This is a genomic window from Microbacterium pratiae (genome assembly GCF_047302165.1).
In the GTDB taxonomy this organism is placed as follows: Bacteria; Actinomycetota; Actinomycetes; order Actinomycetales; family Microbacteriaceae; genus Microbacterium.
This window is the reverse complement of the sequence record NZ_CP154843.1, coordinates 2478524-2492984: the sequence shown is the minus strand read 5'-3', so window position 1 is coordinate 2492984 and position 14461 is coordinate 2478524. Positions and strand designations below refer to the sequence as shown.

General features: G+C 71.2%; 16 protein-coding genes and 1 riboswitch. Of the genes, 4 read left to right on the top strand and 12 right to left on the bottom strand.

Annotation, left to right across the window (positions count from 1 at the left end; genetic code table 11):
- Nucleotides 1-62 precede the first annotated feature (62 nt).
- Nucleotides 63-1103: a zinc-binding dehydrogenase gene (locus AA0Y20_RS11835; protein ID WP_412939393.1), complete on the bottom strand. Its 1041-nt coding sequence runs from the start codon at nt 1101-1103 to the stop codon at nt 63-65.
- Nucleotides 1104-1167: 64 nt separating this feature from the next.
- Nucleotides 1168-1527 (bottom strand): hypothetical protein, encoded by a 360-nt coding sequence (locus AA0Y20_RS11830; protein WP_412939392.1) that lies wholly within the window; start codon nt 1525-1527, stop codon nt 1168-1170.
- Nucleotides 1528-1717: 190 nt separating this feature from the next.
- Between AA0Y20_RS11830 and AA0Y20_RS11825 the strand changes: the two genes are divergently transcribed.
- The gene (locus AA0Y20_RS11825; protein WP_412939391.1) at nt 1718-1978 is read left to right on the top strand and encodes a hypothetical protein; all 261 of its coding nucleotides are present in this window, start codon (nt 1718-1720) and stop codon (nt 1976-1978) included.
- Nucleotides 1979-2005: 27 nt separating this feature from the next.
- Here the strand turns inward: AA0Y20_RS11825 and AA0Y20_RS11820 are convergent, their stop codons facing one another.
- Entirely contained in the window at nt 2006-2131 is a 126-nt protein-coding gene (locus AA0Y20_RS11820) for a hypothetical protein (RefSeq protein WP_412939390.1), read from the bottom strand.
- Nucleotides 2132-2369: 238 nt separating this feature from the next.
- The gene (locus AA0Y20_RS11815) at nt 2370-2771 is read right to left on the bottom strand and encodes a glucose-6-phosphate dehydrogenase (RefSeq protein WP_412939389.1); all 402 of its coding nucleotides are present in this window, start codon (nt 2769-2771) and stop codon (nt 2370-2372) included.
- Nucleotides 2772-2938: 167 nt separating this feature from the next.
- Here AA0Y20_RS11815 and AA0Y20_RS11810 point away from each other — a divergent pair, with 167 nt between their 5' ends.
- Complete coding sequence (locus AA0Y20_RS11810; protein ID WP_412939388.1) at nt 2939-3853, top strand: alcohol dehydrogenase catalytic domain-containing protein; 915 nt, start codon at nt 2939-2941, stop codon at nt 3851-3853.
- Nucleotides 3854-3906: 53 nt separating this feature from the next.
- On the opposite strand, the gene AA0Y20_RS11805 is transcribed toward AA0Y20_RS11810, so the two are convergent.
- The gene (locus AA0Y20_RS11805) at nt 3907-4455 is read right to left on the bottom strand and encodes a type 1 glutamine amidotransferase domain-containing protein (protein ID WP_412939387.1); all 549 of its coding nucleotides are present in this window, start codon (nt 4453-4455) and stop codon (nt 3907-3909) included.
- A gap of 89 nt (nt 4456-4544) precedes the next feature.
- Between AA0Y20_RS11805 and AA0Y20_RS11800 the strand changes: the two genes are divergently transcribed.
- A complete protein-coding gene (locus AA0Y20_RS11800; protein ID WP_258524557.1) occupies nt 4545-4670 on the top strand; it encodes a hypothetical protein in 126 nt (41 codons plus the stop codon).
- 87 nt (nt 4671-4757) lie between these two features.
- On the opposite strand, the gene AA0Y20_RS11795 is transcribed toward AA0Y20_RS11800, so the two are convergent.
- The 7 genes from AA0Y20_RS11795 to AA0Y20_RS11765 form a co-directional block, all read right to left on the bottom strand.
- Nucleotides 4758-6266 (bottom strand): DHA2 family efflux MFS transporter permease subunit, encoded by a 1509-nt coding sequence (locus tag AA0Y20_RS11795; RefSeq protein WP_412939386.1) that lies wholly within the window; start codon nt 6264-6266, stop codon nt 4758-4760.
- 144 nt (nt 6267-6410) lie between these two features.
- A complete protein-coding gene (locus tag AA0Y20_RS11790; RefSeq protein ID WP_412939385.1) occupies nt 6411-7367 on the bottom strand; it encodes a glycosyltransferase family 2 protein in 957 nt (318 codons plus the stop codon).
- A complete protein-coding gene (locus AA0Y20_RS11785) occupies nt 7364-8494 on the bottom strand; it encodes a cysteine desulfurase family protein (protein ID WP_412939384.1) in 1131 nt (376 codons plus the stop codon). Before AA0Y20_RS11785 ends, AA0Y20_RS11790 begins: the two co-directional genes overlap by 4 nt.
- On the bottom strand, nt 8494-9351 hold the full coding sequence (gene nadC / locus AA0Y20_RS11780; RefSeq protein ID WP_412939761.1) for a carboxylating nicotinate-nucleotide diphosphorylase: 858 nt from the start codon (nt 9349-9351) through the stop codon (nt 8494-8496). Before nadC ends, AA0Y20_RS11785 begins: the two co-directional genes overlap by 1 nt.
- Entirely contained in the window at nt 9351-10934 is a 1584-nt protein-coding gene (gene nadB / locus AA0Y20_RS11775; protein WP_412939383.1) for an L-aspartate oxidase, read from the bottom strand. The genes nadC and nadB overlap by 1 nt, the downstream gene beginning before the upstream one ends.
- Nucleotides 10931-12244, bottom strand: a complete 1314-nt coding sequence (gene nadA, locus AA0Y20_RS11770) for a quinolinate synthase NadA (RefSeq protein ID WP_412939382.1) — start codon at nt 12242-12244, stop codon at nt 10931-10933. The genes nadB and nadA overlap by 4 nt, the downstream gene beginning before the upstream one ends.
- Before the next feature lie 10 nt (nt 12245-12254).
- Nucleotides 12255-12950: an NUDIX hydrolase gene (locus tag AA0Y20_RS11765; RefSeq protein WP_412939381.1), complete on the bottom strand. Its 696-nt coding sequence runs from the start codon at nt 12948-12950 to the stop codon at nt 12255-12257.
- 108 nt (nt 12951-13058) lie between these two features.
- On the opposite strand from AA0Y20_RS11765, the gene AA0Y20_RS11760 reads away from it, so the two are divergent.
- Nucleotides 13059-14231, top strand: a complete 1173-nt coding sequence (locus AA0Y20_RS11760) for a MarP family serine protease (protein WP_412939380.1) — start codon at nt 13059-13061, stop codon at nt 14229-14231.
- A 75-nt stretch (nt 14232-14306) separates the two neighbouring features.
- Nucleotides 14307-14398, top strand: a riboswitch (glycine riboswitch).
- Nucleotides 14399-14461: the final 63 nt, after the last annotated feature.

Sequence of the window (14461 nt, the reverse complement as noted above, 5' to 3'; positions counted from 1 at the left end):
CGGCGCCGAAGACCCCGCCTTCGACCTTCGTGTCGGGGCGGGGTCTTCGTGTGCCGCGCGCGTCAGGCCAGCTGCGGGTCGATCATGGTCATGCCCGCGGCGGGCGCACTGTCCATCTCGGGCAGCAGGCGCGCGCCTTCCGCCAGCCCGACCACCCGTTGCACGAGGTCCTGCGGGCGCAGGCTGCCGTCACTGATCAGCGCCATCATCCCGGGATAGTCCACGGCCGCCATGCCGTGGCTGCCGAGCAGATCGAGCTCCCAGGCGATGACGCGCGCCAGGGGAGCAGTACTGCGGCCGGATGCCGAGGGGAGCAGCCCGATCTGAACGTGGCGTCCCCGCCGCCGCAGGCTCAAGATCGCATCGGATGCCGTCTGCTCGCTGCCGACGGCATCGACCGAGACATGGCTGCCGCCTCCGGTCAGCTCGTGGACGAGTGCCGGGATGTCGCGACCGTCGGCAGCGAGAACATGCTCCGCTCCGAGGTCCGTCGCCGTCTGCAACGCCGCCGGCGACCGGTCGACCGCGATCACCCGCGCCCCCAACGCCTGTGCGATCATCACGGCGCTCAGACCGACGCCGCCCGCGCCGACGATCGTGATCCATTCGCCGCCGCTCAGCGCTGCGCGCGAGATCAGCGCGCGGTACGCCGTGGCGAAGCGGCATCCGAGCGCCGCTGCGGCCTCGAACGAGACACCGTCCGGAATGCCGACGAGGTTGATATCGGCAGCGGGTACGACCACGCGCTCGGCGAACGACCCGGCGTAGGTAAAGCCCGGTTGCCGCTGGTTCGGACAGACCTGGGCATCGCCCCGGACGCACCACTCGCATTGACCGCAGCCGATGACGAACGGCGTGGTGACGCGATCACCGATCTGCCAACCCTCGACATCCGTCCCGACGTCGGAGATGACGCCCGAGAACTCGTGTCCCGGTATGTGCGGCAGAGCGATGTCTTCGTGTCCTGCCCAGGCATGCCAGTCGCTCCGGCAGAGACCGGTGGCGCGCACCGTCACGACCACGCCGTCGGCGGGCACAGGGGGATCGGCCACCTCGCGGACCGACACGGGTCCGCGGATGCTGTCCATGACCATCGCTCGCACGATCGGTCACGCTACGGCATCCCGACGACACGCGCCGGACATCGCCGGAGTGTGACCTGAGATGTCAGGCGTCGCGGAAGCCCTCGAGGTCGGGGTCCCACTGCGCGGGGGGCTCGTCCTCGACGGCGTACAGGTGGGTTCCCTCGGAGCGCTGCGGATAGCTCTCGTGCATCCGTAGGTCTTCGGCGCCGTCGGAGAAGTCGGGCTCGTCGGCATCCCAGTCGACGGGCGCCGACAGCACGTCGTTGCCGACCCCGATCACGAGCTCCGCTTCGTCGATACGGCCGTCGCCTTCGAGCACGATCGGAATCCGCACGGCTTCGGCACGCCCGAAGTTGGCCACGGCGGCCGTGAGCTCGACGAGTGCCTCCGCAACGTCATCCGTTGTGATCACCGTGTCGCCCGCGTACGTGATTCTTCTCATGTCCCCACTGTGTCGTCTCCGACCGCCGGGTGACTCGTACTTGCGCCTGCGAGAGGCATCGGATAGAGCGGAGGCGGCGTGGATCATCGCACGCGGCTGGTGCCTGGTCAACGCGCGTGACCCACGCGCCGTCCGCGCCTAGCGTGGGCGCCAGCGCCGGGTTCGGCGTGCCGACAGCGAGGGAGACGTCATGAGCCAGCAGGACCCGGCGGTCGAGCAGGAGCCGCTCTCCGAGCCGGAGGCAGTGCGCAAGGACATGCGCTACAGCCCGGCGAGCGACACCGAGACGCGCGAGAAGCAGGAGGAGGCGCCGACCAGTCCAGATGCCGACGTCGATGACGACCTCGTACGAGCCCGGCCGGGCACCGGAGGCCCCGATGACGTCGGTGACGTCGACGTTCCCGCCGAGGACCTCAATCTGCCGTGGCGTGACGACGAGGCCGGAGCCTGACGACGCTCCGGACCGGCCGGCGGGAAGTCAGTTCCAGCCGACGGTGTTGAACCATTCCGCGCGTGCGGCGCCTTCGGTGGCATCCGCCTCGCCGCGGAACGCGTCGTGTCGGGCGAGGCGGCCGTCGCGCACCTGGACGAAGGCGGTGCACACGGGACAGAGGGCGCGCCCGCCGGGAAAGCCGCTCGCCAGGACCGGCGCTGCTTCTGCGGGTCGACCGCTGCCAGTGCATCGGGGCGGGTCCGCTTGCGCGTCGGACCACATCTGCGAGGTCCCGATGCGGTTGTGCAGGCCGGCGTGCCCGAGCGGACGTGTGCACAGCGCCGACCCGCGGCGCGAACGGCACCACCGTGCTGTCGGATAGTCCGCCGGCGCCTGCTCGCTCACTCGATCAGATCCGGATGCCGCAGATGCCGCACTCGCCCGCAGCCGAGACCTCGACGAAGCAGTCCGGGCACATCGCCCGGACGACGTCGGAGGGCGCGGGTGCTTTCGGGGTCCGTGCGGCGCTCGTGCGGGCCGCGGCACGACGAGCCGGGGCCGGACGCGTGGCCGCGACAACAGCAGGTTGCTTTCGCTCCGGCACGTGCGCCTCGCAGTAGAAGCGCACGAAACCGCCGTGGTTCGTCGGGTGACGATGTTTCACGGCCCACAGGTGGTCGCGGTCGTGGGCTCCGGCGTCGGCCGGGCATGCGGCGCATCGGGCGGGATCACCCGGCATGACGTCGGCAACGCGGTAGGGCGTCTCGTAGGTGAGGCGATCGCGCCAATCGGCCGAGTCGACGATTCTCATGGTGGTCCTCTCCGGCACTCGCGCGCCGGATTCCAGCGTACCCGCGGCCGTGGCGAGGCGGTCCGCCCACGAGCGGGTGAACATTCGGCGAACGGGGGTGCGGCGCCGGGTCGGAGGCCACGACCCTTTGCGACAGTGAGGGAGTCACCACCGGCGAGAGGGCTCGAATGGCTACGGCGACCCCGGCACCGGTGGACGTGCTCCTGCGTCCGGCCGCATTGGCTCGTGCCTGGATGGGTCCCGGCCGCGACCAGGAGACGATCGCGGTCCCCGGCGTCGTGCTCGGACCGGGGGAGGTGCTGGTGCGCATCGACCTCGTCACCATCACCGAGGACGACCTCGCCATCACCGACGGCGACGAGCAGTGCCCGGTGCCGACGGTTCTCGGCCGCGAGTTCGTCGGACGAGTCGCCGCACTCGGCGGCACGGTCGCAGCAGCAGACGGCATCCCACTCGAGCTCGGTGAGCGCGTCGTGAGCGCGGCACGACCTCACGAGCGCATCGGCGCCCATCGCGAGCTCGTGGGCGGGTTCGCGACGCACGTCCACCTCACGGCGGGCACGACGATCGTCCGGGTGGGCGAGGCGCTGCCCGCCTGCATCCTCGCTCCGGTTCCCGGCATGGTCGCGCGTGCAGCCGCGACCCTGCGGCTGATTGCGGCGGCTGCCGACCCCGAGGAACTCGTCGTGACGATCGCGGGTGCCGGGGCCGATCCGCTCGTCCTGGCCGCGATGGTCGCCGAGGCGGGCGGTCGGCCACGTCTGGCGTCATCCGATCCGAGGGTGCGTGCCCGCGCACAGCGTTTCGGCGCGGTGCTCGCGCCGACGCACCTGCCGGACACGGACCTGACCGCGCGCCTCTTGACGGCCCGGGCCGCCACGACTGACCAGATCGTGCATCCGGGGGAGCCGACGCCCGCCGACCTCGGAGCGGCGGTCAGATTCATGCGAGCCCCCGGTACCCGTCGGTACCCGTTCGCCGACCTCGTGACGGCGCCGCTGCCCCTCGACCGTCTCGACGACGCGATCGAGCTCGCACGGGCCGGCCGTGACCTCCGCGTGGCGATCGCCCCCGGAGCGTGAGCTCGCGGGGGCGATCGGATGCCGCGGCGCGGCGCGGCGGCGTGGGGCCGGGATCAGACGGTCTGACCCGCGTGCTTGCCCTCCTCGATCTCCTCGATCACCTTCGCGTTGAACGCGGGAAGGTCATCGGGCGTTCGACTCGAGACCAGGCCCTGATCGACGACGACCTCTTCGTCGACCCACGTCGCGCCCGCGTTCACGAGATCGGTGCGCAGGCTCGGGAAGCTCGTCAGCGTGCGTCCGCCGAGGACGTCGGCCTCCGTGAGGATCCACGCCGCGTGGCAGATGGCGCCGACCGGCTTGTGCTGCTCGAAGAAGGAACGCGCGAAGTCCACCGCGTTCGCGTCGAGCCGGAGATTGTCGGCGTTGACGACGCCGCCCGGCAGGACGAGGGCGTCGTACTCATCGGCTTCGGCATCGGAGGTCACGACGTCGACCTTCTGCGAGTGGCCGTTCTTGCCGGTGATCTCGCCGGCTTCGGGAGCAACGAGAACCACCGTCGCGCCCGCGTCGGAGACGGCCTGCCACGGCGAGGTCAGCTCGCTGTCCTCGAAGCCGTCGGTTGCCAGGAATGCGATCTTCTTGCCATCGAGAGTGCTCATGCGGCCGACGCTACGCGCCGCTCGCGGACGCTGCGACGCGCTTGACAGGCTCGGCGACCCATGGTCCCCTGCGGGGTTACGATGGCGATATGTCCACAGCATCCACGCCCCAGCCTCAGACACTGCAGCCGGTTCCCGATGAGAAGAACCTGCTGGTCACCGCGAACGACGACGCAGGCTCGTGCTGCGGCGGAGGATGCTGCTCGACGTCCTGAACGTTGCCTCCAGGGGTACGACGAAGCCGCCGGTGCATGATGCACACGGCGGCTTCGTCGTGTCTGCTCGGCGGGGCCGATGACGGGTCAGTGCCCAGCGGGAGCGCCCTCCGGGCTGTCGGCCGGCTTGCGGATGAGGAAGGCGCCGATGATCAGCGGCGACGCGATGATCGCGGCGACGAGGAAGGCGGCGCGCGCACCCGCTGCACCCGCGGCCGTGGTTCCCGGATCGATCGCTCCGGCCTCGGCAGCCGCCATGACGGTGATGAGGAGCGCGATGCCTGCGGCGCCCGCGACCTGCTGCACGGTCGAGACGATCGCGCTGCCGTACGAGTAGAACCGCGGCTGGAGCGAACCGAGTGATGCCGTGAACAGCGGCGTGAACGACATCGCCAGCCCGAGTGAGAGCAGGGTCTGCAGCGACAGCAGCAGCCAGACCGACGTGTTCTCGGTGAGCGTCGTGAACGTCCACAGGATGCCGGTGACGATCACGGCGCCGGGAACGAGGAGCACCCGCGTGCCCCAGCGGTCGTAGATGCGGCCGATGAACGGGCCCGCGATACCCATCGCGAGCGAGCCCGGAAGAACGACGAGCCCGGATTCCAGAGCGGAGAGTCCGAGGACGTTCTGCATGTACAGCGGCAGCAGCGTGATGGCCCCGAAGAACGCCATCGACATGACCGCCAGCTGAGCGACCGACAGGGAGAAGTTGGCCGAGCGGAACACGCGCAGGTCGAGGAGCGCCTTGTCGGAGCGCTGCAGCGAGAGCTGACGCCAGACGAACGCGCCCAGCGAGAGGACGCCGACGGTGAGAGCGATGATCAACGGCAGGTTGGACACCGGAGCGGCAGCGGCGGCATCCCCGCCCCCGTGACCGCCGGCGCCGATCTGGCTCAGACCGAACACGAGACCGCCGAAGCCGAATGCCGAGAGCACGACGGAGAGGACGTCGAGGGGAGCGCGGCGCGTCTCGCCGAGGTTGTGGATCCATCGGACGCCGATTGCCAGCGAGATGAGGGCGATGGGAAGGACGACGCCGAAGATCCAGCGCCAGCTGAGGGTGTCGAGGAGGAACCCGGACAGGGTCGGCCCGATGGCCGGGGCGAGCGACATGACGATGCTGACGCGTCCCATCATGCGGCCCCGTGCGTGCGGCGGTACGACGGTCATGAGCGTCGTCATCAGTAGCGGCATCATGATCGCCGTGCCCGACGCCTGAACGACGCGCGCGACCAGGAGGAACTCGAAGCTCTGCGCCAGGACGGCGATGAGCGTGCCGGTCGAGAACAGGCTCATGGCGGCGGTGAACACCGCTCGCGTCGTCAGACGCTGCAGCAGGAACCCGGTGATCGGGATGACGACCGCCATCGTGAGCATGAAGGCGGTCGTGAGCCACTGCGCCGCGACGGCCGTGATCTGGAAGTCGTCGATCAGGTGGGGGATCGCGACGCCCATCGTGGTCTCGTTGAGGATGGCCACGAATGCGGCGACCAGGAGGAGCCATATCACCCGGTTCGCCTCGGCCGTGACGACGGTGGGCACAGCGGGCGGCACGGTCGACGTGGATGCGGTGGTGGACGACGGCGCGACGGCCATGGGCAACTCCTCGGTCGGATGATCGGTCGTCACCCGAGGGCGGACTCCGCAGGGCCAACGCCCCGACGGGACGATTATTCCCGGCACCACCGACACGGCGCCAGCGTTCGCGGGCGGACGGCCGGCGTTCCGGCGCGACGGGGATCACCAGAGACGGGCGATGTCCCACAGTTCGGTCGTCGCGGGGTCCGACGCGCGGTGTCCCGGCGCGCGCTCCTGGAAGTCGCGGACGAGCTGGCCGACGCGGCGGCGGTACTCGGCATCGGGATGGGTCGCGGCGATGCGCACGAGCGGTGGGACGTCCATGTCGAGCACGAGCCGGACGCGCGCGGCAGCGGCGGAACGTGCATCGGCCGCGTCCAGCACAGCGAGTCCCGAACGCAATGCGTCGAGATAGTCGGCGAGCACCGGCAACTGGGCGCGGTGCTGGGTGATCGACGACCCGTCCGCCCGTTCGCGCCACTGCACCACGACGTCGGGGATCACGTCGAAGGCCCGTGCCCGCGTGTACATCTGCTGCGCGACGAGCTGATCCTCGTAGAGGCGGTTCTCGGGGAAGCGCAGGCGGTGGCGGCGCCAGAACTCGATGCGGCTCGCCTTCGACCAGGCGACGATGTTGCCCGAGGCCTCGGGATGATCGGCGAGCGTGACGCCCGTTCGCGCCGGCTGCGTGGATGCCGCCACCCACGGCTGAACGGGTCCGGGGACGTAGCCCTCGTCGGTCGGCCGCAGGCGAACGTACGCCCCGACGACGAAGTCGGAGCCCGATCCGTCGAGCGTGCTCACCCATCGTTCGAGTGCGTCGGGGGAGAGGACGTCGTCGGCGTCGAGGAACGCGACGACGGGTGTCTCGACCAGGTCGAGGCCGGCGTTCCGCGCGGCGCCCAGCCCTACGGGACGGCGGTGCGAGACGAGCCGGAAGCGCTCGTCGGACGATGCCGCATCGGCGAAGACCCGGCCGGTGGCATCACGTGACCCGTCATCGATGAGGACAGCCGTCCATTCGACGAGGGTCTGAGCGCGCAGCGAGGCCAGCGCGTCCTCGGCGTACGGCGCGACGTCGCGTCCGGGAACGATGACGGTGACGACGGGCGAGCTCACGACCCCGATCGTACTGCCGCGACGGCGTCCGCCACGGCGCGCGCGAGTGCCGCCGCATCGGGCGGCGCGGCGCGGTCGAAGCTGAACCTGATGGCGGTGCGGGCATCATCGGCATCCCGACCCATGGCGGTCAGCACGTGAGACGGCTCATCGTGGCCGGCGGCACAGGCGGACCCGCTGCTCGTGACCACGCCGCGGCGTTCGAGCTCGAGCAGGACGGCCTCGCCCGAGGTCGCCGAGAACGTGAACGAGGCGAGGCCCGGGAGCCTTCGGGTGGGGTCGCCCGTCACGTGCGCGCCGGTCACCGTGTCGAGGACGCGGCGCGTGAACGCATCGCGTGCGGCGGTGGCGCGCGCGACGGCACCGGGACGGTCGCGCTCGGCGAGCTCCAGCGCGACGGCGAGGCCGACTGCTCCGGCGACGTTCTGAGTGCCCGAGCGTCGGCCGCGCTCCTGGCCGCCGCCGTGCAGCACGGGCTCGAGCGGGATGCGTCCGCGCACGGCGAGGAGTCCGATGCCCTGAGGCGCGCCGATCTTGTGGCCGGCGATCGACAGCGCCGACGCTCCGGTGCCGGCGAGAGGGAGCCAGCCGGCGGCCTGGACCGCGTCGACGTGCACCGGCACCGACGCGGCGGCGCGCACGATCCCGGCGACGTCCTGGACCGTTCCGACCTCGTTGTTGGCGTATCCGACACTGACCACGACGGTGTCGTCGCGCAGGGCGCGCGCGACGCTGTCGGGATCGACGTGCCCCTCGTCGTCCACGGGGAGGATGTCGATGTCGTAACCGTGGATGCGCTGGAGGTATCGGCACACCGCGAGCACAGAGTCGTGCTCCACGGCGGTTGTGACGATGTGCCCCGGGCTCCGCCCGCGGGCCCCGATGGCGATGCCCGCGATCGCGAGGTTGTTCGCCTCGGTTCCCCCGGAGGTGAAGACGATGTCACCCGCGCGCATGGCGAGGACGGCGGCGACCCGACGTCGCGCGTCCTCGAGGGCTCCCGCGATGTCCTCGCCCACCGTATGGACGCTGGACGGGTTGCCGAAGCGTCCGGTGAGGAAAGGCGCCATCGCCTCGAGCACCTCTCGGCGCACCGGCCCTCCCGCGGCGTGGTCGAGGTAGAGCATCAGCGCGTGTCGACGACGAGATCGAGCCCGAGGTCGAGCGCGGGGGCGGAGTGCGTGAGGGCGCCGACCGAGATCACGTCGACGCCGGTCTCGGCGATCGCCCGCACGGTGTCGAGCGAGACGCCGCCCGACGCCTCGACGGTTGCGCGCTCGCCGATGAGGTCGACGCCGCGGCGGAGGTCGTCGAGCGAGAAGTTGTCGAGCATGATCGTGTCGACGCCCGCCGCGAGCACGGGCGCGATCTGATCGACGCGATCGACCTCCACCTCGACGTGGGTCGTGTGGGGAAGGCGGGCCTTCGCCCGTCGCAGAGCCTCCGTCAACGGAGTGCCGTCGGCGGTGATGATGCCGAGATGGTTGTCCTTGAGCATCACGGCGTCCGACAGCGAGTACCGGTGGTTGTGACCGCCGCCGTCCCGCACGGCCTGACGTTCGAGCGCACGCAGCCCGGGCGTCGTCTTCCGGGTGTCGACGATCCGAGCCCGCGTGCCGGCGACCGCATCGACGTACCGACGAGTCAGCGTGGCGATCCCCGACATGCGCTGGGCGAAGTTCAGCCCGACGCGCTCGGATGTCAGTACAGCCCGGGCGGGGCCCCGCACGGTCGCGAGGGTGTCGCCGGGTGCGATCCGCGAGCCGTCCGCGACGGTGATCTCGACGTCGCAGCCGTCGTCGGTGAGAGTGAACGCGGCAGCGAACACCTCGATGCCGCTGAGGATGCCGTCCACGCGCGAGACGAGCGCAGCCGTGGCATAGGCGGACGCGGGCACGAAGGCACTGCTGGTGAGATCGCCCCACGGGGCGTCCTCGTCGAGAGCGGGGCCGACGACGGCGGCGATCTGGCGGGCAGTGAGCATCATGCGACCTTCTCGGGGAGGATGGCCGGCATGCCGGCGGCACCGGGGACCGGCGTGGCGGAAACGGCGGGGAGGTCATCGCGACGGTGATGTGCGCCGATCGACCGGCTGCGCGCGAGGGCGGCCGACGCGACGGCGCGAGCCACCAGCATGAGGTTCGCGTCCTCGTGCTCGCGGCGGGTTCGCGGCAGCTCGCGGGCGCTCGCCCACGCGTCGAGGACGGCGAGCGCGAAGGCGAGCCCGTCGGCGTCGCGGTCGAGTCCGACGTGCTGCCACATGAGCGACTGGAGCGCTTCGCGGCTGAACGCCCCGGTTCCGGGCGACGGGGTGTGATCGCTCGACCTCTCCGGCGATGTTCGGCCCGACGACCCAGCGCTCACCGCGGCCGGCTCCGTCCGCGGCGAGCCGCTCACGAGCGCGTCGGCGGCACGGATACCGAACACGACGGCCTCGAGCAGCGAGTTCGATGCCAGACGGTTCGCCCCGTGCGCGCCGGTGCGTGCGACCTCCCCCACCGCGAAAAGGCCGTCGACGTCGGTACGGCCGTCGAGATCGGTCGCGACGCCGCCCATCATGTAATGAGCCGCCGGCGTGACGGGCACGGGGCGCCGGGACCAGTCCCATCCGCGAGCGCGGACCGCTCCGTCGATCGTGGGGAACCGGCGGGCGAGGAATGCCGCGGTCTCCGACGGCGTCTCGCGGAGTCGCGTCGCGTCGAGCAGCACCGGCCGCCCGGCCTGAGCCGCCATCGCCGACGCGATCGCGCGGGCCACGACGTCTCGCGGAGCGAGCTCGGCGTCGGGGTGCGCCTCGACGCAGAAGCGGTTCCCTCGCTCGTCGATCAGCACCGCGCCCTCGCCGCGCACCGCCTCCGACACCAGCGTGCCGTCGGTCAGGGCCGTCGGGTGGAACTGCACGAACTCCAGGTCGGCGACCCGCGCCCCGGCGCGCAGGGCGAGAGCGATCCCGTCGGCGGTCGCCACCGCGGGGTTCGTCGTGTGCGCGTAGAGCTGTCCGGCCCCGCCGGTGGCGAGGACCACCACGTCGGCCGGCAGCGTCTCCGCGCGGCCGCCCGAGAGCACCCGGACGCCGCGCACCGCGCCGCCGTCGACGACGAGCTCGGTGACGAACGTGTCGGTACGGATCGTCACCGGCGCGCGATCGAGCGCCCGGTTCAGCGCGCGCTGGATCGCGGCCCCGGTCGCGTCACCGCCGGCGTGCAGGATCCGGGGTACGCGGTGGGCTCCCTCCAGGCCGCGCCGCAACGCGCCGCTCTCATCGCGGTCGAACGAGACCCCGACCGATTCGAGAGCCGCGACGGCGTCCGCCCCGGCCGACGCGAGTGCGAGCACCGCGGCGCGCTCGCCGAGGCCCGCGCCGGCGAGCAGCGTGTCCTCCGCATGCGCGCGCACCGAATCGCCCGTGGCGGTCACCGCCGCGATGCCCCCCTGCGCGTAGGCGGTGTTCCCGTCGCCGAGCGCGCCTTTCGTGACGAGGACGACGTCGCATCCGGCGTGGGCGGCCCGCAGCGCGCACATGCCGCCGGCTGCGCCGGAGCCGACGACGATCACGCGGCGGGTCACGGCCGTGCCGCCAGCATCCGTTCGAGGGCGGCCCGCGCGGGAACTGCGACGTCGTCGGAGACCCGGATGCGGTTGGGTGTGCGCCCCGCCCGCAGCTCGTCGAGCCCCCACGCCAGATAGCCGGGGTGGATGCGGTACATGGTCGAGCAGGGGCACACGACGGGGTCGAGGCAGAAGATGCGGTGCTGTGGATACTGTGCCGCGAGCCGCTGGACGAGGTTGATCTCGGTGCCCACCGCGAAGACCGTGGGCTCCGTCGCGCCGTCGATCGCGCGGCGGATGTACTCCGTCGATCCCGCCTCGTCGGCGGCGTCGACGACCGCCATCGGGCACTCGGGGTGGACGATGACTCGCACCCCGGGGTTCTCCGCGCGGGCCCGCTCGATCTGGTCGACGGTGAACCGGCGATGCACGGAGCAGAACCCGTGCCAGAGCACGACCCGTGCGTCGCGCAGAGCCGCCTCGTCGTTGCCGCCGAGGGGGCGCCGCGGGTTCCACATCGGCATCCGTTCGAGGGCGACGCCCATCGCCTTCGCCGTGTTGCGGCCGAGATGCTGATCGGGGAAGAACAGCACGCGCCGCCCTCGCGCGAAGGCCCACTCGAGCACCGTCCGGGCATTCGACGAGGTGCACACGATTCCGCCGTGGCGACCCACGAAGCCCTTGATCGCGGCAGAGGAGTTCATGTACGTGACGGGAACGACAGGGAGCAGACCCTCGTCGTCCGGCGCGTCGAGGTCGCCGTAGATCTCTTCGAGCTGCTCCCAGCATTCCTCGACCTCGTCGATCGAGGCCATGTCGGCCATGGAGCATCCGGCCGCGAGGTTCGGGAGGATGACCGCCTGGTCGGGTTGGGAGAGCAGGTCTGCGGTCTCGGCCATGAAATGCACGCCGCAGAAGACGATCGCCTCCGCTTCGGGGTGAGCCTTCGCAGCCTCGGCGAGCTGGAACGAGTCGCCCACGTAGTCGGCATGCCGGACCACCTCCTCGCGCTGGTAGAAGTGGCCCAGCACGACGACACGGTCGCCGAGGGCGGCCTTCGCGTCGGAGATCCGGTCGTGCAGCTCGGCCTCGTCGGCGGTGCGGTAGTACTCGGGGAGCTCGCCCTGGCGCGGTGTACCCGTCGGGATGACGTCGCCCATCGACGATCCGGGGCCGTACCCGGGCCGCGTGTCGAAGCTCCACGGCCCCGCGGCGAGGTCGGTGTTGCACGTCTCGTTCGTCGACGCGCCGGTGACGATCGCCTGGATCCCGTGGTCGACGCTCGGATCGATCGGTCGCGGCGACAGCGTGAGCGGAGAGGTGGTCATGCGCGTTCCTTCATCGGGGGAGCGGCCCGCGGTCGGCGAGCTCGACGTCGTGGTTGTAGCGGTAGAGACGGGCAGGCCGGTGGCTGCCGGTACGGAACTCCCGGGTCGGGATGAGGGTGCCCGACCCCTCGACCTGACGGCGGAAGTTGGCCGGGTCGAGTCGCTTGCCGCCGATCGCCTCGTACACCTCGCGGAGGTCGGCGAGGGTGAACAGATCGGGGAGGAGGCCGTGCGCGATCCGGCTGTAGCCGACCTTGTTGCGCAATCGCCACAGGGCGTACTCGACGATGCTCCCGTGGTCGAATGCCAGCTCGGGCAGATCGGCGGTGTCGAACCACGCCACGTTCTCGTCTTCGGGAAGCGGCGTCGATGCGACGTCTTCGCGCACGAGCGCCCAGTAGACGATCGACACGACACGACCGGGGGAGCGGCCGACGTCGCCGAAGACGTAGAGCTGCTCGAGGTAGCTCGGGGCGAGCGCGGTGGTCTCGGCGAGAGTCCGGGATGCCGCGGCCTCGAGGTTCTCCGACACGTCGAGCCAACCGCCGGGCAGAGCCCACTGACCGGCATGCGGATCACGCGTGCGGCGCACGAGCGGGAGGACCACGGAGGGTAGATCGCCACCGCCGTGTCGAAGGCTGAAGATGACGGTCGACACGGCGACCCGGATGCCGTCCCGGTGTGCGCTATCGGTGCTTCGTGTCATTGTGACCCTAACTGCTTGAGCCGATCTTATAGTCACCTCGACACGAACGGCAAAACGGAGGTCTCACAGCGGAGCGCCGTACGCTGAGACCCTTCCCGAGGAGGTCCTGTGCTGCTGGTCGACGTCATCGTCGTGATTCTCCTCGTCGGGTTCTTCGCCATCGGCGTCACCCGGGGGCTCGTCGCGATCGCAGGATCGCTCGCCGGGCTCGTCGTCGGCTCCCTCCTGGCCGTCTGGGCAGTGCCGCTCATCGCGCCCGGCGTCGCCGACTGGGAGTATCGATCGCTCGTGCTCGCCGTCTGCGCCATCGCGATCATCGCGCTCTGCACCGCGCTCGGCACAGCGGTCGGGGCCGCCCTGCGCCGCGGTGTCGACCGGGCCAAGCTGCGCATCCTCGACCGCATCCTGGGAGCAGGTGGAGCCACCGTCGCCGGCGGACTCGTTCTCCTGCTCGGCGCCGGCGCGGTCACCGCGAGCGGCATGCCGGTCGTCTCCACCGCGGTCGCCTCGTCAAGGGTGCTCTCGTTCATCGACGGTCTCACTCCCGACCCGGTCGACAGCGCGCTCGCCGAGGTCCGCGGGTTCGTCGTCGACGAGGGCATCCCGCGCATCGGAGAGCTGCTGCGCCCCGAGGTCGCTCCGACCGCACCAGCCGTGGCGCTCGATGATCCCGAGCTGCAGCGTGCCGCGGCATCCGTCGCCCGCATCAGCGGCACCGCGTATGCCTGCGGCGTCTCGATGACCGGGTCCGGCTTCGTCGCCGCCGACGATCTCATCGTCACCAACGCCCATGTCGTGGCGGGCGTCGACACTCCCGTCGTCGAGCTTCCGGGCCGCGACGCGCGCGAGGGCCGCGTGGTCTACTTCGACCCCATCGACGACCTCGCCGTCATCTCCGTCGCCGACCTCGGTGCCACGCCCCTGCCGGTCGTCCCGCCGGTCGCGGCCGGCGCCGCCGTCGCGGTGCAGGGGTACCCGCTGGGTGGTCCCTTCACGAGCGGTGCCGCCTTCGTCCTCTCGGTGGGTTCGGCCCCCGTTCCCGACATCTACGACCAGTCCAGCACGCCGCGGGAGATCTACGCACTCGACGCCGACGTCCGCCCGGGCAACTCGGGCGGGCCGCTGCTGACCGAGGCCGGTGAGGTCGCCGGTGTCGTGTTCGCGCGCGGGGCCGAGGACGAGAGGCGGGGGTACGCGATGACGACGACGGAGCTTCTGCCGGTGCTCGCCGGCGTCTCCGCGGATGCACCGGCGGTGCAGGCCGGGAGCTGCACGCGCTGATCGGCGTTCATCGAGAGGCGTCTGCGGGGCCTTGCGCGTGACGCTATGCTGATCGCGCAACTGAAGACAGGCCGCATGACGCACGCGGGAGAGCCCCGGAGAAATCCGGGCACCGAAGGAGCAAGCCTCCCCGCCAATCTCTCAGGTCCGCGTACCGCGCGCGTCCGGCCGCTCTGGAAAGCGATCCCCTCGGGGATCCGCCGACGGTGAAAGCCGGGCTCGCCCCGGTG